Annotated in this window: 18 protein-coding genes and 1 pseudogene; 13 read left to right on the forward strand and 6 right to left on the reverse strand. The window is 42.7% G+C overall.

Features of this window, described 5'->3' with window-relative positions; all coding sequences use genetic code 11:
• The first annotated feature begins 91 nt into the window (after positions 1 to 91).
• On the forward strand, positions 92 to 262 hold the full coding sequence (locus C2M25_RS21850) for a hypothetical protein (protein WP_199775179.1): 171 nt from the start codon (positions 92 to 94) through the stop codon (positions 260 to 262).
• On the opposite strand, the gene tadA is transcribed toward C2M25_RS21850, so the two are convergent.
• On the reverse strand, positions 263 to 760 hold the full coding sequence (tadA, locus tag C2M25_RS13340) for a tRNA adenosine(34) deaminase TadA (RefSeq protein ID WP_105181306.1): 498 nt from the start codon (positions 758 to 760) through the stop codon (positions 263 to 265). It lies immediately after the preceding gene.
• A gap of 180 nt (positions 761 to 940) precedes the next feature.
• Between tadA and C2M25_RS13345 the strand changes: the two genes are divergently transcribed.
• Positions 941 to 2,245, forward strand: a complete 1,305-nt coding sequence (locus C2M25_RS13345; RefSeq protein WP_105181307.1) for an inosine/guanosine kinase — start codon at positions 941 to 943, stop codon at positions 2,243 to 2,245.
• 6 nt (positions 2,246 to 2,251) lie between these two features.
• Here C2M25_RS13345 and glsB read toward each other — a convergent pair whose 3' ends face one another.
• From glsB to ftsY, 5 genes and pseudogenes are all read right to left on the reverse strand, one after another.
• On the reverse strand, positions 2,252 to 3,172 hold the full coding sequence (gene glsB / locus C2M25_RS13350; protein WP_105181308.1) for a glutaminase B: 921 nt from the start codon (positions 3,170 to 3,172) through the stop codon (positions 2,252 to 2,254).
• Positions 3,173 to 3,252: 80 nt separating this feature from the next.
• Positions 3,253 to 4,116 (reverse strand): RNA polymerase sigma factor RpoH, encoded by an 864-nt coding sequence (rpoH, locus tag C2M25_RS13355; protein ID WP_054551048.1) that lies wholly within the window; start codon positions 4,114 to 4,116, stop codon positions 3,253 to 3,255.
• A 386-nt stretch (positions 4,117 to 4,502) separates the two neighbouring features.
• A complete protein-coding gene (gene ftsX, locus C2M25_RS13360; RefSeq protein ID WP_105174883.1) occupies positions 4,503 to 5,489 on the reverse strand; it encodes a permease-like cell division protein FtsX in 987 nt (328 codons plus the stop codon).
• On the reverse strand, positions 5,486 to 6,163 hold the full coding sequence (ftsE, locus tag C2M25_RS13365; RefSeq protein WP_105181309.1) for a cell division ATP-binding protein FtsE: 678 nt from the start codon (positions 6,161 to 6,163) through the stop codon (positions 5,486 to 5,488). Before ftsE ends, ftsX begins: the two co-directional genes overlap by 4 nt.
• Positions 6,164 to 6,216: 53 nt before the next feature.
• Positions 6,217 to 8,222 (reverse strand): annotated as a pseudogene (gene ftsY / locus C2M25_RS13370) (signal recognition particle-docking protein FtsY).
• 209 nt (positions 8,223 to 8,431) lie between these two features.
• Here ftsY and rsmD point away from each other — a divergent pair.
• The 11 genes from rsmD (at position 8,432) to purD (ending at position 20,298) form a co-directional block, all read left to right on the forward strand.
• Complete coding sequence (gene rsmD / locus C2M25_RS13375) at positions 8,432 to 9,049, forward strand: 16S rRNA (guanine(966)-N(2))-methyltransferase RsmD (protein ID WP_105181310.1); 618 nt, start codon at positions 8,432 to 8,434, stop codon at positions 9,047 to 9,049.
• Between the two features lie 145 nt (positions 9,050 to 9,194).
• Complete coding sequence (rpsU, locus tag C2M25_RS13380; protein WP_002957797.1) at positions 9,195 to 9,410, forward strand: 30S ribosomal protein S21; 216 nt, start codon at positions 9,195 to 9,197, stop codon at positions 9,408 to 9,410.
• Between the two features lie 21 nt (positions 9,411 to 9,431).
• Positions 9,432 to 9,878: a GatB/YqeY domain-containing protein gene (locus C2M25_RS13385; RefSeq protein ID WP_062568695.1), complete on the forward strand. Its 447-nt coding sequence runs from the start codon at positions 9,432 to 9,434 to the stop codon at positions 9,876 to 9,878.
• 136 nt (positions 9,879 to 10,014) lie between these two features.
• The gene (gene dnaG, locus C2M25_RS13390) at positions 10,015 to 11,766 is read left to right on the forward strand and encodes a DNA primase (RefSeq protein ID WP_105174885.1); all 1,752 of its coding nucleotides are present in this window, start codon (positions 10,015 to 10,017) and stop codon (positions 11,764 to 11,766) included.
• 123 nt (positions 11,767 to 11,889) lie between these two features.
• Positions 11,890 to 13,758 (forward strand): RNA polymerase sigma factor RpoD, encoded by a 1,869-nt coding sequence (rpoD, locus tag C2M25_RS13395; protein WP_063703034.1) that lies wholly within the window; start codon positions 11,890 to 11,892, stop codon positions 13,756 to 13,758.
• Positions 13,759 to 13,822: 64 nt separating this feature from the next.
• A complete protein-coding gene (gene prmA / locus C2M25_RS13400; RefSeq protein ID WP_063703032.1) occupies positions 13,823 to 14,704 on the forward strand; it encodes a 50S ribosomal protein L11 methyltransferase in 882 nt (293 codons plus the stop codon).
• Between the two features lie 268 nt (positions 14,705 to 14,972).
• Positions 14,973 to 15,944 (forward strand): tRNA dihydrouridine synthase DusB, encoded by a 972-nt coding sequence (dusB, locus tag C2M25_RS13405; RefSeq protein WP_171038310.1) that lies wholly within the window; start codon positions 14,973 to 14,975, stop codon positions 15,942 to 15,944.
• A 21-nt stretch (positions 15,945 to 15,965) separates the two neighbouring features.
• Positions 15,966 to 16,256, forward strand: coding sequence for a DNA-binding transcriptional regulator Fis (gene fis, locus C2M25_RS13410; protein WP_002957804.1), 291 nt, complete (start codon positions 15,966 to 15,968; stop codon positions 16,254 to 16,256).
• A gap of 229 nt (positions 16,257 to 16,485) precedes the next feature.
• A complete protein-coding gene (purH, locus tag C2M25_RS13415; protein WP_063703027.1) occupies positions 16,486 to 18,072 on the forward strand; it encodes a bifunctional phosphoribosylaminoimidazolecarboxamide formyltransferase/IMP cyclohydrolase in 1,587 nt (528 codons plus the stop codon).
• 102 nt (positions 18,073 to 18,174) lie between these two features.
• A complete protein-coding gene (locus tag C2M25_RS13420) occupies positions 18,175 to 18,996 on the forward strand; it encodes a class I SAM-dependent methyltransferase (RefSeq protein ID WP_105181311.1) in 822 nt (273 codons plus the stop codon).
• 15 nt (positions 18,997 to 19,011) lie between these two features.
• Positions 19,012 to 20,298 carry a phosphoribosylamine--glycine ligase gene (gene purD / locus C2M25_RS13425; protein ID WP_105181312.1) on the forward strand — a complete coding sequence of 429 codons (1,287 nt, stop codon included), beginning with the start codon at positions 19,012 to 19,014 and terminating at the stop codon, positions 20,296 to 20,298.
• The last annotated feature ends 36 nt before the right edge of the window (positions 20,299 to 20,334 follow it).

Here is a 20,334-nt window from a genome sequence, read left to right on the forward strand (position 1 = left end):
GAAATCTGTTTACTTGTCATCAAATGATCATTATCTTTTAGTAGAAATGGAATGGACCATGCCATGCTTTACTCTCACTTAAGGAGCACACATGTTAAAAAGAAGACGCAAGACACACAAGTTCAAGCGTAATATTATATACTCGACAGCGACACGCCGTCGTATCATGCTGCGTAACACGCATAAAAAAGTTATTTGGCGTCGCCGCTTATTTGCGATGCAGTTAATGGAAGCTCAAATTCCTGCAACGCCGGTTGTATAACTAGGCGTTGCGAGCTGCCAGCTTTGCCGCCTTTTTCTCTTCTCTACGACGCTTAAAAAACGCAGATATCACCACCCCACACTGCTCCCCCATAACATCGCTGGTTACTTCAACTTGGTGATTAAGTCTGGGTTCTTGTAGCAAATTCATAATTGATCCTGCCGATCCCGTTTTTGCATCTTTGGCACCAAACACTAGTCGCTTTATACGACTATGAACCAACAAGCCTGCGCACATCGAACAGGGCTCTAGCGTTACATATAAGGTGCAATCTATTAGTCGATAATTATTAAGTACTTTACCTGCTTCGCGGATTGCCATCATTTCAGCATGAGCAGATGGATCGTTATCGGTAATGGAGCGGTTATAGCCATAAGATATCAGTTGATTGTCTTTTACCAGCACAGCACCAACCGGAATTTCATTAATCGCAGCCGCTTCATTGGCGTAGTTTAATGCTTTTTCCATCCAATACTCGTCGCTAAATTGTTCGCTCATATATCACACAAATCTTGTAAAACTGTGAGTAATTATACCTAGTTAGTAAATAAAAAGGGCAATAAATACTGCTACACTAAAAAATTAACTCAAATTTTAGCGGCTTTTTCATGGCTCAATGGACCCATATTGCGCTATAATCTCGCGCTTTTTTTATTTAGCTTACAACACGGGTAGCAAATGAAATTTCCTGGACGCCGCAGGCATAAACATTATTTTCCGGTGGAAGCCAAAGATCCACTAACAAATCAACTTAACTCAACCGAACGACTACAACGTAGTTATATTACGGGTATCGACCAAATTGTGGTGGATATTGAAGCGAAAGTTGATCAAGCTTTCCTAGATGAATTTCAATTGCGCCGTGGCATGTCGCAAGTGATCGATAGCGATATTACCAATGCGTTATACGACAGACTGAAACTCGACAACATGATCGACTATGAGTTTGCCGGTGGTACGGTGGGTAACACCATGCACAACTACTCAACCCTAGCTGATGACCGTTCAGTGTTATTAGGGGTCATGAGTGAAAACATTAAAATCGGCAGCTATGCATATCGTTTTTTATGTAATACCTCTAGCCGCGTTGATCTTGATTATCTTCAACCTGTCGATGGCCCAATTGGTCGCTGTTTTACTCTTATTGACGAAACAGGTGAACGTACCTTCGCGATCAGCGCGGGGCTTATGAATCACCTTCGTCCTGAATCTATCGATAAAGAACTCATCGAGAACTCTTCAGCATTGGTGATCAGCGCATACTTAATGCGTACGCAAGGTGATGAAACCATGACTGAAGCTACCATGCAGGCAGTGAAATATGCCAATGATGCAGGTGTGCCTGTGGTTTTAACACTCGGTACTAAGTTCTTGATTGAACAAGACCCAACTTGGTGGGCAGAGTTTGTCAAAAAGCATGTCGACATTCTTGCGATGAACGAAGAAGAAGGTTTAGCTATCACTGGCTTTGAAGATCCACTTCTAGCTGCTGACAAAGCACTAGACTGGACTGATTTAGTTATTTGTACGGCCGGCGAAAAAGGCTTGTTTATGGCAGGTTACGTAGACGAATCTTTCAAGCGTGAGACAGAGTACCCGCTCTTGCCAGGCGCTATTGCTGACTTTAACCGTTATGAATTTTCGCGCGCAATGCGTAAAGAGGACTGCCAAAACCCAATTCGTGCATACAGCCACACAGCACCGTTTATGGGTGGTCCAGACAGCATTAAAAATACCAATGGTGCGGGCGACTGTGCGCTAGCTGCGGTACTGCATGACTTATCAGCAAACGTTTATCACAAACTTAATGTGGCAAACTCAGCGAAACATCAGCAGCCTGCTATGACGTATTCATCGCTTGCACAAATTAGTAAATACGCTAACCGTGCAAGTTATGAAGTACTTGTTCAGCATTCGCCACGTTTATCGCGTGGTTTACCTGAACGTGAAGATTGTTTAGAGCAAGTTTACTGGGATCAGTAATCTCCACTAAAAAATCGAAATATCCAGTTTCTGGGATAAACGCTCAAGGGCCGCTATCCCAGCTACTGAGTTACCATACGAGTTAAGTCTTGGCGCCCAAACAGCCACAGTAAATTGATTCGGTAGCACAGCTAATATGGTACCCGATACCCCTGACTTACCCGGCATGCCAACACGGTAGCCAAAATCCCCTGCAGCATCGTATAAACCACTGGTAAACAATAACGAGTTTAGTTGTTTATTTTGCCTTGCACTCAACACTTTATTGCCGTTGGCATCTTTGCCTTGATTAGCAAGGTAATTGTAAGCTTTTGCTAATTCTACGCAGTTCAGTTCAATAGCACAGAAGTTAAAATAGGCCCATAACACATCATCCACTTCATTATTAAAGTTGCCGAATGACTTCATTAGATGCGCCATCGCGGCATTACGATGACGAAACTCATACTCAGAATTTGCCACTTTCTTATCAATAACAACCTGAGCATTCCCTGATAACTGACGAAATGACTCAAGCATTGAATGCATCGGTGCAGATAAACGGCTATATAAAGCATCACAGGTAACAATCGCACCAGCGTTGATGAACGGGTTGCGTGGTATGCCTTGTTCAAATTCAAGCTGTGTAAGAGAGTTAAAAGCAGTGCCTGAAGGCTCTTTACCAACTCGTTGCCACAGCTCATCACCATAACGTTGAAGTGCTAAGGTTAAGGTCATTACCTTAGACACAGATTGAATCGTGAATCGCGCACCACAATCACCCGCACAATAGGTTTGCCCATCCACTGTATGAATCGCAATAGCGAACTGGTTTGGCTCAACCTCTGCAAGCGCAGGAATATAATCAGCAACCTTACCTTGGCTCAGTAATGGTTGAACTTCTCTTGTGATTTCATCTAATACTTGTTGATAATCAATCTGTGACATACCGCGTCCTTTAAAACAAAAAGCCCCGCATTTGCGAGGCTTTGTAGTCTACTAAAGATGGTTTGCTATAGCGATTGCTATTAGCTCATTGCTGATTGCAGCTTTTTCATCGCTGTTTTTTCTAGCTGGCGAACACGCTCTGCAGAAACGTTATACTTTTCAGCAAGCTCTTGCAGTGTTGCTTTGTCGTCAGCTAACCAACGCGCACTTACGATGTCTTGTGAGCGCTCATCAAGGGTTTTTAACGCGCTGAATAAACGTGCATGAGACTGTTCTTGCCATTGCTGTTCTTCGATATCATCAGCAAGGTCAGCACTGCCATCTGTTAAATACTGTACTGGCGAGTATGTGCTTGTCGGTGCGTCGTCATTGTCGTCGCCCGTTAAGTCAAAGCCCATATCTTGACCACTCATACGTGATTCCATCTCACGTACTTCTTTTTCACTTACACCTAGCTCATTAGCAACGGTGCTAACCTCTGCTTGGTTAAACCAACCTAAACGCTTTTTGTTTTTACGTAGGTTGAAGAATAATTTACGTTGCGCTTTTGTTGTTGCAACTTTCACGATACGCCAGTTTTTAAGTACGTATTCATGAATTTCGGCTTTGATCCAGTGTACTGCGAATGAAACTAAGCGAACACCTACACTTGGGTCGAAACGTTTTACCGCTTTCATCAGACCAATGTTACCTTCCTGAATTAAATCAGCTTGCGGTAAGCCATAACCTGAATAGCTTTTCGCAATATGAGCAACAAAGCGTAGATGCGACATAATGAGTTGCTTCGCAGCTTCAAGATCACCTTCTTCCTGAAGACGTGTCGCCAACTGCTTTTCTTTCTCTGCATCAAGCATAGGAATAGTGCTAACCGCTTGAAGGTAGCCGTCCATACTTGCGCTCTGTTGACCTGCAGTAAGTGCCATTGCGTATAAATCTTTACTCATTTTTCACCTCAGTGATAAACATTTGAAACCATCTTAGCACTCTTTAAGCGAGAGTGCTAACTTCAATTAAAAACTTTTTTAAAGTTCAAATCAAGTGGTTTTTGTATCTATTTTTAGTCTACGCTAACACGCTGAATAAGCGATGAATTCTAGCTTGGAGTGATATTTTGATAAATTAACAGCGACTACTATTTATCGCTAAAAGAGCAGTGTAACAAAAAATTCATACCAATCGTGTTAAGTTACTGACCAATTATAGCGACAGATAAATGAAGTGATAACAAGGCATATATTTTGACATATAGTAGTTCTACATGAAAAATTTATAACGCAGTTAGCGCTTTATTTAGCTCGCTAGATTGGTTAAATACTTAAGTTGATTGGTATTATACTTTATCGGGTTCAATTTCTTTTATGTAGCGGTTAACTGATAAGTAAGAACCAACAAATCCTAAGCCTGTTGCAAGCGCGACTAAAATGCCAAACTCTGAGAGTGTTAAACCAATTAAATCAAAGCTGGTTTCATAAACACCCGCAACATCACTTACAGCAGCACCAAGCCACCACATCATTAATGCAACACAAATAAAAGAGAACAAACCGCCAATAATACCGTACCAAATCCCTGTCCATAAAAATGGTGCATGAATAAAGGTGTTTGTCGCCCCAACTAACTTCATCACTTGAATTTCATCTTTCTTATCCATGATTGATAAGCGGATAGTATTACCAATGATCAGGGTGACGGAGGTTAATAATAGTAGAGCAATGGTGATCACGCTTTCTTTTAATAAACTTAAAAGTGCATTTAATCGCTCAAGCCAAGCAATATCGAGTTTACCAAAATCAATTTCTCTTTCGGCTTCAAGCTTTTGCAGTAATTGTTTTGCCGTATTTGGCTGACGGTATCGTGCTGTCGGTGTAACAATAACAACATCTGGTAACGGGTTCGCATCTAAATATTCAAGTGCTTGGCCAAATCCTGATACTTGTTTAAATTCAGTGAGGGCGTCGCCCTTTGATACAAACTCCACTTTATCTACTTCAGGGTAGAGTGCTAAACGCTTAACCAAGGTTTGTGTTTGTTGTTCGCTCATAGTTTCTTTTACGAACAACGAAATCTCTGCTGCATCTTCAAAGCCAGTGCTTACTTGCGATACATTTTTAACCACTAAATAAAGTGTCGCTGGCAGCGTTAAGCTTAATCCTAAAACGGCAATGGTCATCAATGAAGCAAGAGGTGTTCGCCACATTTCACCTAAGCTATGCACACCTTGACGAATAAGATTAATAAAGAAGAAATAAGGCGCTGCTAAAAATGACTTTTTCTGACGTTCGTTTTGGCTGTTGCGGCTTTTAAACAATAAACTCATAGTGCCCCCTCAGCTAACGGATCGTCAATCATACGGCCATCTTTCAGTGTTAGGCTGCGATAACGCATACGCGCAATTAAGCCAATGTCATGGGTTGCAATCAGTACGGTTGTGCCATGATTATTAAAGTCTTCGAATAAACGTAATATGTCCATTGAAAGCTCAGGGTCTAAGTTACCGGTTGGCTCATCAGCTAATAGAATTGGCGGTGAATTGACGATAGCACGAGCAATACCAACACGCTGCTGCTCACCACCTGATAAGGTTGCTGGATTACACTTCGCTTTATCAAGTAACCCAACTTTATCAAGCGCACCGTGAACACGTTTAGCTATTTGCTTGTGGTGCGTGCCTTCAATAATTAAAGGTAAGGCAACATTATCAAACACTGAATAGCGTTCTAGTAAGCGGTGATTCTGAAAGATGATACCAATATCGCGGCGTACATATGGGATCTGGCGTGATTTAACCGCATTCAAATCAACACCATTTATAAACACCTGCCCTGCCGATGGGCGCTCCATCAAGCTAATAAGCTTCAATAGGGTACTTTTACCTGCACCACTGTGCCCGGTTAAAAAGGCCAGTTCGCCAGGCTTGATATGAAAGCTGACTTTTTCAAGGGCACGATGGCCGCCTGGGTATGTTTTACTGACTTGCTGAAAATTTATCATTTTAGTTATCAATCATCTTGCAGCGAAAAAGGGAGCAAGCTCCCTTTAGTTAATTATGCGTCATCCTCGTCTTGGCTAAATAGTGCATCAATAAAGTCACTACTATTAAAAGTACGTAAATCATCAATACCTTCACCAACACCGATGTAACGAATTGGGATATTAAATTTATCTGCAACGGCGAAAATCACACCACCTTTAGCGGTACCATCTAGTTTAGATAAAGTAATGCCCGTTAAACCAACACATTCATTAAATAATTTAACTTGGCTAATTGCGTTTTGACCTGTACCTGCATCAATAGTTAACATAACTTCATGCGGTGCATCTGGGTCAATTTTCTTCATTACACGGGCAATTTTTTCAAGCTCTTGCATTAGGTTATCTTTATTTTGCAAGCGCCCTGCTGTATCGGCGATTAACACGTCAACATTACGGGCTTTTGCCGCCTGAAATGCATCAAAAACCACTGACGCACTGTCTGCACCTGTATGTTGAGCAATCACAGGAATGCTATTACGCTCACCCCATACTTGCAGCTGTTCAACCGCTGCAGCACGGAAGGTATCACCCGCAGCAAGCATCACTGACTTACCTTCGTTTTGGAACTGCTTCGCTAATTTACCAATCGTGGTGGTTTTACCTACACCATTTACACCCACCATTAAGATAACAAATGGCTTTTTCTCACCGCTTACAACCAACGGCTGCTCAGCGGTTTTAAGCATACTTGCCATTTCTTGCTTCATTAACTCGTATAAAGCATCGCCATCTTTTAACTGCTTACGATCGGCTGCATCGGTTAGGTTATCAATCAACTTCATTGTTGTATCAACACCTAAATCGGCTGTCAGTAATTGTGTTTCTAGTTCTTCAAATAACTCATCGTCAATTTTCTTACCGCTAAATATAGACGCAAAACCAGAACCGATATTAACGCGAGTTTTTAATAGACCTTTTTTAAGACGTGCAAAAAAACCTTCTTTCTTAGGTTTTTCAGCAGCTGCTTGAGCAGCTTTCTCTTGCTCTAGGCGCTCTGCTTCCGCTTTTTCTGCCGCAATGCGTTCTTGCTCTAAACGCTCTGCTTCCACTTTTTCTGCCGCGATACGTTCTTGCTCTAAGCGCTCCGCTTGTGCTTTTTCAGCAGCAATGCGCTCTTGTTCTAAACGTTCCGCTTGTGCTTTTTCAGCAGCAATACGCTCTTGCTCTAAACGTTCTGCCTCGGCCTTTTCTGCTGCGATACGTTCTTGCTCTAGGCGAGCAGCTTCTGCCTTCTCTGCAGCAATTCGTTCTTGTTCTAGACGATCCGCTTCTGCTTTTTCAGCAGCAATGCGTTCTTGCTCTAAACGATCCGCCTCTGCCTTCTCTGCAGCAATACGTTCTTGCTCTAGACGATCCGCTTCTGCTTTTTCTGCAGCAATGCGTTCTTGTTCTATGCGCTCCGCTTCTTCCTTTTCTGCCGCGATACGTTCTTGCTCTAAACGTTCCGATTCTGCCTTTTCTGCAGCAATGCGTTCTTGCTCTAGACGTTCAGCTTCTGCCTTTTCTGCCGCAATGCGTTCTTGTTCTACACGCTCTGCCTCTGCCTTTTCTGCAGCAATTGCTCGGCTTCACGCTGCGCCTGTTCTGCTGCAGCACGTTCTTGCTCTAATTTCATTGCTGCTTCTTGCTCAGCAAGACGAGCTTGTTGTTCTTGACGTTGTTGTTCTGCCGCTTGCTGCTCTTGAGCTAAACGCTCCGCTTCTGCCTTTTCTGCAGCGATACGCTCTTGCTCTAAACGCTCAGCTTCTGCTTTTTCTGCAGCAAAGCGTTCTTGTTCTAAACGCTCCGTTTCTGCCTTTTCTGCAGCGATACGCTCTTGCTCTACACGTTCAGCTTCTGCCTTTTCTGCCGCAATGCGTTCTTGTTCTAAACGTTCAGCTTCTGCCTTTTCGGCTTCAATTCGCTGTTGTTCTTCTATTTGCTTCTGGTTATCAGCCTCTTTTGCTGCTTGCTCTGCTTGTTGCTTATCTGATTTGCCAAAACCAAACCAAGACAGGAATTTACTTTTTTTTGCCATACTTGCTAATAACCACTTATAAAAATCTGATAAACTTACATGAATAATAGTTTGGTGACAGTTCAGCATTTTAGCCAAACATAAACAGGTACCATCTATCGCTAAGGTCGCAATACTATCACTTTTAGCGCAGTAGAAAAATGACACGCTAGCTATTGCATACAATATTATCTGAGCTAGGGGTCAGTTACCAATGATTAGTGAATTAAATGAGAAAAAAATCAACAGCTAACCGCCTAGTGAAAGCAACGAACAATAAATCAGCAAATGGCTTTATTCGTATCATTAGCGGACAATTTCGAGGTAGGAAACTCCCTGTAAAAGATGTGCAAGGGTTACGTCCAACCACAGATCGCATTAAAGAAACGGTGTTTAACTGGCTAATGCAAGATACCCGAGGCGCAGCTGTTCTTGACTGCTTTGCCGGTTCTGGCGGCTTAGGGTTTGAAGCTTTATCTCGCTTTGCTCAACGCGCTACCTTTTTTGAGCTCGATAAAGGTGCCGCTATTCAGCTAAAAGAAAATATTAGCACGCTTAAATTAGATAATGCAGTGATTAAACAAGATAATAGCCTTTCTCTATTAGCTAATAATGCGCAAAACGAGCAATTTGATTTGGTTTTTGTTGACCCGCCATTTCGACAAAACTTAGCTGAAAAAACTTGTTTTTTACTCGAAGAAAATAACTGGTTAACTGCCCAAGCGCTAATATATGTTGAAGTCGAAAGCGAATTAAACAGCCTTGACATTCCAGATAACTGGATGCTTTTAAAAGAAAAAACCGCCGGACAAGTGATTTGCCGCTTATATCAGCGAGAGGCAAATTAACACTGTTTTGCAAACGTAGTTTCTGTTAATATTATCCTTTACATGTGGTGTTGCTTCGGATTACAATACCGCACCATTTTTGAACCACTTGATCGTTATTTGATCAACTTGAGCAACGCTCATTATTTAGGTAGGTGAATTTTTAATGCCAGTAATTAAAGTAAGAGAGAACGAACCGTTTGACGTAGCACTTCGTCGCTTCAAGCGTTCATGTGAAAAAGCAGGTATCCTTTCAGAAGTTCGTCGTCGCGAACACTATGAAAAACCAACAGCTGAGCGTAAGCGTAAAAAAGCTGCTGCAGTAAAGCGTCACATGAAGAAGCTTTCTCGCGATAACGCACGTCGCGTTAAATTATACTAATCAGTATTTGGTCTTGTATAAATGAGCCTTTTATTAACGCTAAAAGATGCGCAAAAAGATGCGATGAAGGCAAAAGACAAAGAACGTCTTAAGCCAATCCGCATGGTACTTGCAGCAATCAAGCAACGTGAAATTGACGAGCAAATTACACTTGATGACGACGGTATTACCGCTGTTCTAGTGAAGCTTGTAAAACAACGTCGCGATTCTTACACCCAGTACATTGATGCGGGCCGTGAAGATTTAGCTGAAATTGAAGCCAATGAGATTAAAGCACTTGAAGAATTCTTACCTCAACAATTGAGTGAAGAAGAAATCATTGCTCTTATTGACTCGGCTATTGCTGATACAAATGCAGCGGGTATGCAAGACATGGGTAAGGTAATGGGAGTTATCAAAAGCAAAGCTGAAGGTCGTGCCGATTTAGGTAAGATTTCTGGCTTAATCAAGCAACGATTAACTGCCTAACCCCCACATACAGATGTATGATTCAAGCAAACCGAGCCTAGTGCTCGGTTTCTTGCTTTTAGTCTTTCATAAACACAGTAATTGTGTTCAAATCTTATTTTAGAACGCAAAGATAGCGCAGGAAAAAACAACAGCTATGGCCGGAAAGATCCCTCGACAGTTTATTGATGATTTACTCGCCCGCACAGATATTGTTGAGTTAATTGATTCGAGAGTTGGCCTAAAAAAAGCAGGTAAAGACTACCAAGCCTGTTGCCCATTCCACAACGAAAAGTCACCCTCTTTTACCGTTTCTCAAGATAAACAGTTTTACCACTGCTTTGGTTGTGGTGCCAATGGCAATGCAATTTCATTTGTTATGGAATACGACAAATTAGAATTCGTTGATGCCATTGAAGAGTTAGCGAGTATGCTCAATTTAGACGTACCTCGTGAACAAGGTGGCAGCTCAGGCCCACAACGTACAGCCGAACAAAAGCGCTCTGATTACGATTTAATGTTACACGCAGCACGCTTTTATCAGCATCAATTAAAGCATCATGCCAACTCGAAAACGGTTATCGACTATATCAAAGGTCGTGGCTTAAGCGGAGAAACAGCGAAAAAGTTCATGATTGGCTATGCCCCGAGCGAATGGGAAGCGCTATGCCAGCAACTTGGCCGCAATAAAGATCAAAAAGAGCAGCTCATTGAGCTAAAGCTTGCGTCTGAAAAATCGCCAGGTCGTCAATTTGACTTTTTCCGTGACCGACTCATGTTCCCTATTCGCGATAAACGTGGTCGAGTTATTGCGTTTGGTGGCCGAGTTATGCAGGCGGATCAAGGTCCTAAGTACCTTAACTCACCAGAAACCCGTATCTTCCACAAAGGCTTTGAGCTCTATGGTTTATACGAAGCAAAGCAAGCTCACAAAAAGCTCGACCATATTTTAATTGTTGAAGGCTACATGGATGTCGTAGCTCTAGCCGAGCAAGGCATTGAATATGCCGTCGCAGCCCTTGGCACAGCCACCACTGCAGAGCATATGCACACGTTATTTAGAACCACAGATAAAGTGATTTGTTGTTACGATGGTGACCGCGCTGGTCGTGATGCGGCATGGCGAGCGCTTGAGAATGCGCTTCCTTATCTTGCAGATGGTAAATCATTGAAGTTCGTGTTTTTACCAGACGGTGAAGACCCTGATTCGCTAGTACAAAAAGAAGGTAAAGACGCTTTTGAAGCAAGATTAAGTGAAGCAGATGATTTTACCAAGGTGCTGTTTAATAAGCTCAGCCAAGAGGTTGATCTCACTCAAGATGCAGGTAAAGCAAAACTACTCAGTGATGCCCTACCGCTAATTGAAAAAATCCCCAGTGATTTTTACCAAGAAAATATTTTGGAACATCTTGGCCGTTTAATTGGTCGTACGCGGGAGCAATTAAATAACCGCGTTAAATCGCCAAAACAGCAACATGCTATCGAACGAAAATTTAAAATCACACCGATGCGCCAAGCCATTGGGATTTTATTGCAACACCCTAATTTGGCGACCAGCATAGCCTATATGCCAGAATTAGCAGAAATGAAAATCGCGGGTATTGAATTATTTTTACGCATTCAGCATTTAGCCCTAGAGCGTGAAGGTGTCACCACCGCACAAATTTTAGAGTCATTTAGGGGTGGCGCTGAATATGACGCGCTAGTGAAGTTAGCAACTTGGCAGCACCAAATAAATGACGATCGTTTAGAGACGGTTTTTAAAAATACTTTTAAATTTATTGAAGACCAGTGTTTAAATTATCGACTAGAGACCCTATTAATAAAAGACAAAACCCAAGGCTTAAGCAGCGAAGAAAGGCTAGAATGCCACTTACTGACACAAGCGTTAAAAGGCAGCAACAGCTAGTCAGAATTGAATAATGCTGTTATACTGTGCTATTCACTGCGTCTAGTTAGTTTTCGTGTCGCTTAATTAATAAGCGAGCTGGCGCCTGTTGTATCAACTTTCAGAGTGGAAGAATAAATCTCTATGGATCCAACTCCTCAGTCACAATTAAAGCTTCTGATTCAAAAAGGTAAAGAGCAAGGTTATTTAACTTTTGCAGAAGTTAATGATCACCTTCCACAAGACATTATCGACTCAGATCAGGTAGAAGATATCATTAGCATGATTAATGACATGGGTATCCAGGTAAGCGAAAGCGCACCTGATGCTGATGAATTAATGATGCAAGAAACAACGACAGACGAAGACGCAGCAGAAGCCGCGGCCGCTGCACTTGCGACTGTAGAAAAAGAGATCGGTCGAACAACTGACCCTGTCCGTATGTATATGCGTGAAATGGGTACTGTTGAACTTCTTACACGTGAAGGCGAAATCGTAATCGCTAAACGTATTGAGGAAGGTATTAACCAAGTACAGATTTCTGTTGCTGAATACCCAGAAGCAATCACTTATCTACTAGAGCAATGGGACAAATTTGAAGCTGAAGAAATGCGCTTAAGCGACATTATTTCAGGTTTCTTTGATCCTAATAATGAAGACGAATCACAAATTTCTGCTACTCATATCGGTTCAGAGTTAAACGAAGAACAGCTTGACGACGAAGACGACGAAGCTGATGACGAAGACGAAGATGAAGATGGCGATGATGATAGTGACGGTGATGGCGACGGCGATACAGGCCCTGATCCTGAAGAAGCCCGCATTCACTTTGAAAACTTACGTAACCTTTATAATAAAGCACGTGATACATTCGAAGAGAAAGGTCGCTCACACCCTGATTCACTAGCAGCTATTGCAGAAATCGGCGAACTATTTAAAACATTTAAATTAGTGCCAAAACAGTTTGACCGCATGGTAAACAACATGCGCGATATGATGGACCGCGTTCGCGTTCAAGAACGTATCATCATGAAGCAAGCTGTACAAATTGCGAAGTTACCGAAAAAGAACTTCATCAAGCATTTTGCTAACAACGAAACAGATTCAAGCTGGATTGACCTTGAAATTGCTGCAAACGAGAAATACTCAGTAGCACTTGAAGAAGTTAAGCCAGAGATCATTCGTTGTATTAATAAGTTATGTGCAATTGAAGAAAGCACAGGTCTTAGCATCGAGCGTATTAAAGACATCAACCGTCGTATGAGTATCGGTGAAGCGAAAGCTCGTCGTGCGAAAAAAGAAATGGTTGAAGCGAACTTACGTCTTGTAATTTCGATTGCGAAAAAATACACCAACCGTGGTTTACAATTCTTAGACCTTATCCAAGAGGGTAACATTGGTCTAATGAAAGCGGTTGATAAGTTCGAATACCGCCGTGGTTATAAGTTCTCAACTTATGCGACATGGTGGATCCGTCAAGCAATCACGCGTTCGATTGCTGACCAAGCACGTACCATCCGTATTCCTGTGCACATGATTGAGACGATCAACAAGTTAAACCGTATCTCTCGTCAAATGCTACAAGAGATGGGTCGTGAGCCGAGCCCAGAAGAATTAGCTGAGCGTATGTTAATGCCTGAAGACAAGATCCGTAAGGTACTTAAAATCGCAAAAGAGCCAATTTCAATGGAAACACCAATCGGTGATGATGAAGATTCGCACTTAGGTGACTTCATTGAAGATACCACTATCGACTCACCTATTGATTCTGCAACAATGGAATCATTACGTGGCGCTACAAACGACGTATTAGCAGGCTTAACAGCCCGTGAAGCTAAAGTATTACGTATGCGTTTCGGTATCGATATGAACACTGACCATACATTAGAAGAAGTAGGTAAACAGTTTGACGTAACACGTGAGCGTATTCGTCAAATCGAAGCGAAAGCGTTACGTAAATTACGTCACCCTTCTCGTTCTGACTTACTGAAAAGCTTCTTAGATGCTAAGTAATTTAGTATCGCGTTATTAACTAAAAGGCCGCTGTTGCGGCCTTTTTTCTATTCGAGAGATATTCATGGCTTGGATCCAAATTCGCATCAATGCAAACGCTGACAACGCAGAATTAATCAGCGACTTATTAATGGACACTGGCAGTGCGTCAGTAACCTATGTTGACGCCAAAGATACCCCAATTTATGAGCCAAAGCTTGGTACAGTTCAACTATGGGCTGATACCACTGTGATTGGCCTTTATGACGCAAACCACGATATGGACAGCGTTGTAGAGACACTCAAAGCTGAAGCAACACTTGCCGATCAGCTTGTTTATAAAATTGAACAGCTAGAAGATAAAGATTGGGAACGTGAATGGATGGATAACTTCCACCCAATTCAATTCGGTGAGCGCTTATGGATCTGCCCAAGCTGGCGTGATATTCCCGATCCTAATGCTGTAAATGTATTGCTTGATCCGGGCCTTGCTTTTGGCACCGGTACCCATGCAACGACTGCACTTTGTTTAAAATGGCTAGAAAGCCAAGATTTAACAGGTAAAACCGTGGTCGACTTTGGTTGTGGCTCGGGTATTTTAGGAATAGCAGCGATCAAACTAGGCGCTGAGCGTATGATTGGTATCGATATTGATCCTCAAGCTCTTGAAGCTAGCCGAGATAACGCGCAGCGTAATGGCGTTGCAGATAAACTAGAAGTCTATTTACCAGAAGATCAGCCTGAGTTTACAGCTGATATTGTCGTGGCGAATATTCTTGCGCAACCGCTTCGCGAACTACATGAAGTGATCTTAGGTCTTTTAAAACCGAATGGTAAAATTGCCATGTCGGGTATTTTAGAAGAACAAGCTCAGTCTGTAGCCGACGTTTATGCGCCATTTTTAGCGCTTGATGAGATTGCAGTCGAAGGTGAATGGACCCGAGTCAGTGGTACTAAGCACGCTTAACAGCTAAAGAGTATTTACTCTAATCTAATAGGTAAAGCCAGTATTTAACAGGCTTTACCTTATTTTTACAGTTAGTAGATTCTCACTTTTCCAACAGCAAAAATATTTTTGTTCAAATATCAAACAAATCAACCTTTCTGTCAAACTGTTATCAAATGTCAATACAAAAAGGGCAAAAAAAAGTCACTTTTGTTCAATTTATAGCCTTTGATTTTTGCAAAAAAAACCGTAAACTTAGCGCCCCTTGAAAAGAGGCCTATTGAATAACGTGCGTATCGGTTCATACCAACTTGAGAACAACGTAATTGTCGCGCCAATGGCAGGCATTACAGACAGACCATTTAGACAACTTTGCCGTCGCTTAGGTGCAGGCCTAGCTGTATCTGAAATGCTCTCGTCAAACCCGAAAGTATGGAAAACCGAAAAATCGATGAACCGTATGGATCACAGCGGTGAGTCGGGAATTCGCTCGGTGCAAATCGCCGGAGCCGATCCTGAGCTTATGGCGCAGGCAGCACAATTCAATGTCAGCAATGGTGCACAGATCATAGATATTAATATGGGGTGCCCTGCTAAAAAAGTGAATAAGAAACTCGCAGGCTCTGCCTTATTACAGTTTCCTGAATTAGTACAAGAGATACTCGATGCCGTTGTAAACGCTGTTGATGTCCCTGTCACTTTAAAAATCCGTACTGGATGGGATCAGGATAACCGTAATGGTGTCGAGATTGCGAGAATTGCTGAACGTTATGGCATTGCCTCACTGGCGGTACATGGGCGAACGCGCGCATGTATGTATAAAGGTGAAGCTGAATACGCCACGATTAGGGAAATAAAACGTTCAGTGTCTATCCCTGTAGTTGCCAATGGTGATATTACTTCACCAGAAAAAGCAAAGCAGGTTTTGGATTATACGGGTGCAGATGCCATTATGATTGGTCGAGCCGCCCAAGGTCGCCCTTGGATTTTTAGGGAGATAGACCACTATTTGCGAACTGGAGAACATTTGCCAGCACCTGAAATTGCAGAGGTGCGTAGCATTTTGATGGAGCATTTAGACAATCTTCATCAGTTTTACGGGGAGCCAATGGGAGCGCGTATCGCTCGAAAGCATGTATCTTGGTATTTGCAAACCCATGACAGTGACGGTCAGTTTAGGCGAGTATTTAATGCGTTAGATAACCCACAGGCACAAGTCGACGCATTAGAAGAATACTTTAAAACACTAGCAGCTAACTAAGAAAGAAAGAGACATATAACGATGTTCGAACAAAACGTGACTTCTCCATTTATCACAAACCCTCATGTACAGTCACACGAGAAACCACAGCCGTTGCGTGATGCAGTGAAAAAAGCTGTTCATCACTACTTAAAGCAACTTAATGGTCAAGACGTACAAGACGTGTACGACCTTGTTCTTTCTGAGCTAGAAGCACCATTACTTGAAGAAGTAATGACGTACACACGTGGTAACCAAACTCGTGCTGCAATCTTACTAGGTATCAACCGTGGTACTTTACGTAAAAAGCTTAAAAAATACGGCATGAACTAATACCCGTTATATTGAATCCGTAATCATTCTAACGAGCTATCGTTATAATTGCTTACAGCTTCATAGTAACTGGTAATAAGTTATTGAAAAAAGCACCTTAAGGTGCTTTTTTTATAGCTGTTAAAAACTATGCAAAATCCTCACGCTTTAAACGTCGTTTTTTAAAGCATATTCAGTTAAAATACCGCCTTTCTAAGCTAGCTCAAACATTGAGGTAATCAAAACTACAATGGATACACATCGTCCAATTCGTCGCGCACTATTAAGTGTGTCAGATAAAACCGGTATCGTTGAATTTGCTCGCGCTCTTGAAGCACAAGGCGTGGATATTTTATCAACTGGCGGTACTTGCAAATTACTTGCTGATAACGGCATCAAAGTCACTGAAGTATCTGACCATACTGGTCACCCTGAGATCATGGATGGTCGCGTAAAAACACTTCATCCTAAAATTCACGGCGGCATCCTAGCGCGTCGCGGTCAAGATGAAGACGTAATGAGCGAGAATAACATCTCTGCTATCGATATCGTTGTAGTTAACTTATACCCCTTCGCAAACACTGTTGCGAAAGAAGACTGCAGCCTAGAAGATGCGATTGAAAACATTGATATCGGTGGTCCAACTATGGTTCGCGCTGCGGCGAAAAACCATAAAGACGTGACTATCGTGGTAAATGCAAAAGATTACGACCGTGTAATCAGCGAAATGCAAAGCAACAACGGCTCTACAACGTATAAAACACGTTTTGACCTAGCTATCGCAGCTTACGAGCACACAGCTCAGTACGATGGCATGATTGCAAACTACTTCGGCAAAATGGTTCCTGACTACACAGAAGAAGCTGCTGAAGAGACTAAATTCCCACGCACTATCAACATGCAGTTCACTAAAAAGCAAGATATGCGCTACGGTGAGAACTCACACCAAGACGCTGCTTTTTATGTTGAAAACGACTTAACTGAAGCATCTGTTGCGACTGCGGTTCAACTGCAAGGTAAAGCTCTTTCTTACAACAACATTGCTGACACTGACGCAGCATTAGAGTGTGTAAAAGAATTCGACGTACCAGCGTGTGTTATCGTAAAACATGCGAACCCTTGTGGTGTGTCAATTGGTGACAACATTCTTGAAGCCTATGATCGTGCATTCAAAACTGACCCTACATCAGCATTTGGTGGCATCATCGCATTCAACAAAGAGCTTGATGCAGACACAGCTGAAGCAATTGTTTCTCGTCAATTCGTTGAAGTTATCATTGCACCTAAAGTATCTGAAGCAGCTGCACAAATCGTATCTGCTAAGCAAAACGTTCGTTTATTAGAATGTGGTGAATGGACGGGTAATGCAACAGGTCACGACATCAAGCGTGTTAATGGCGGTATTCTAGTTCAAGACCGCGACCTAGGCATGGTAACGCAAGGCGACCTTAAAGTTGTATCTAAGCGTCAACCAACTGAGCAAGAATTAAAAGATTTATTATTCTGCTGGAAAGTAGCTAAATTCGTTAAGTCTAACGCGATTGTTTATGCACGTGATGGTATGACGATTGGTGTAGGCGCAGGTCAAATGAGCCGCGTTTACTCAGCTAAAATTGCAGGTATCAAAGCCGCTGACGAAAACCTTGAAGTAAAAGGTTCAGTTATGGCATCGGATGCATTCTTCCCATTCCGTGACGGTATTGATGCAGCTGCAGAAGCTGGCATCACCGCTGTTATTCAACCAGGTGGTTCAATGCGCGATGAAGAAGTTATCGCTGCAGCTGACGAAGCTGGTATGGCAATGGTATTTACAGGTATGCGCCATTTCCGCCACTAATCACATAAAGGGTTAAGCAAATAGCTTAACCCTTTTTGTTTGCCACAAATTCACGTATTCTGATTAATAATAATAATTACCCATATAATGAAGGAACAGATGATGAAATTTGCCGTTAAGTCGTTACTTGTTGCAAGCCTTGCACTGACATCAGCACAGGCTTTAAGCCATGGCCATGAATCAGCGCTTACACAAGCCGTGCAATCAAGCGAACGTGATGCTAAAAATAGCGCACGTGATCAATATCGCCATCCAGTTGAGACACTTGAGTTTTTTGGCTTCAAGCCAAGCATGACCGTTGTTGAAATTGCACCGGGCGGTGGTTGGTACAGTGAAATCCTTGCACCGGCTGTTAAAGGCCATGGTGTTTACTACGCGGCACATTTCCCTGCTGATTCTGACGTGGGTTATTACCAACGCTCATTAGCTGGTTTTAAGAAAAAGATGAGCGATGACGCACGCTTCAGTGAAGTAAAACTGACTGAGTTTGCGCCAGTGACGCATCTTGATATTGCACCAGCGGGTAGCGCAGATCTTGTCTTAACATTTAGAAATGTACACAACTGGTACATGGGTAAAGATAAAGAAGGCGCGTTAAGTGCGTTTAAAGCATTTTATAAAGCACTTAAACCTGGCGGCACTTTAGGTGTGGTTGAACACCGCCTACCTGAAGCGCGCAGTGATGAAGATCAGAAATCATCAGGTTATATGAAGCAAAGCTATGTAGTTGATATTGCAAAGCAAGCTGGCTTTGAACTGGTGGCAAGCAGTGACATTAATGCAAACCCACTTGATACAGCAGATCACCCTAAAGGGGTGTGGACACTACCACCAAGCCTTCGTTTAGGCGAGCAAGATGCCGCGAAGTATAAAGCAATTGGTGAAAGTGATCGTATGACGCTGAAGTTTAAAAAACCGCTATAAATAGGATTATACGCCATGAATGTACTTGTCATCGGCAGTGGCGGCCGCGAACACGCTCTTGCGTTTAAGGCTGCACAAAATACTAAAGTAAACACCGTTTTCGTCGCACCAGGTAACGCAGGTACTGCACTTGAGCCAAAACTAGAAAACGTTGCTATCAATGTTGAAGACCTAGCAGGTTTAGTTACTTTTGCTAAAGAAAACAACGTTGAATTAACCATTGTTGGTCCAGAAGTACCGCTTGTTTTAGGTGTAGTTGATACATTCCGTGAAAACGGTCTAGCTATCTTTGGCCCAACAGCAGGTGCTGCACAGCTAGAAGGGTCGAAGTCATTCACTAAAGACTTCTTAGCACGTCACGACATTCCAACAGCTGATTACCAAACGTTTGAACAAATCGACCCTGCACTGGCTTACCTAAAAGAAAAAGGTGCGCCAATTGTTGTTAAAGCTGATGGCTTAGCAGCTGGTAAAGGCGTTATCGTTGCGATGACAGAGCTTGAAGCTGAAGAAGCTATCCGCGATATGCTTGCAGGCAACAGCTTCGGTGAAGCGGGTAGCCGTGTAGTTATCGAAGAGTTCTTAGAAGGTGAAGAAGCTTCTTTCATCGTGATGGTTGATGGCAAAAACGTACTGCCATTTGCAACCAGCCAAGACCACAAACGCGCTTACAATGGTGACCAAGGTCCAAACACTGGCGGCATGGGTGCATACTCACCTGCACCAGTAGTGACTGATGAAATTCACCAACGTATTATGAACGAAGTGATCTACCCAACGGTTGAAGGCATGGCAAAAGAAGGCCACCCTTACACTGGTTTCTTATACGCAGGTTTAATGATCACCGCTGATGGCACGCCAAAAGTAATCGAATACAACTGTCGTTTTGGCGACCCTGAAACACAACCAATGATGCTTCGTCTTAAGTCTGATCTTGTTGAACTTATCGAAGCGGCTAACCGTGAAGAACTAGATAAAACAGCAATCGAGTTCGACCCACGTGCAGCAGTCGGTGTTGTATTAGCAGCTAAAGGCTACCCAGATAGCTACCCGAAAGGTGATGCAATCAGCGGCTTGCAAGTTACTTACCCTGAAGGTGAGAAAGTATTCCACGCAGGGACTAAGCAAGACGGCGACAACGTAGTAACAGCTGGCGGTCGTGTACTTTGTGCTACGGCACTTGGCAACACAGTAACTGAAGCGCAGCAACGTGCTTATAAACTGGTTGATCAAATCAGCTGGGAAGGCATGGAATATCGTACTGATATCGCTTACCGTGCTATTGCTCGCGAACAGAATTAAGGTCAAACCAGTCTAATTCTGAAAAAAGCGCAGTTT

Origin of the sequence: Pseudoalteromonas sp. T1lg21, assembly GCF_002964625.1 — a bacterium.
Lineage (GTDB): Bacteria > Pseudomonadota > Gammaproteobacteria > Enterobacterales > Alteromonadaceae > Pseudoalteromonas > Pseudoalteromonas gelatinilytica.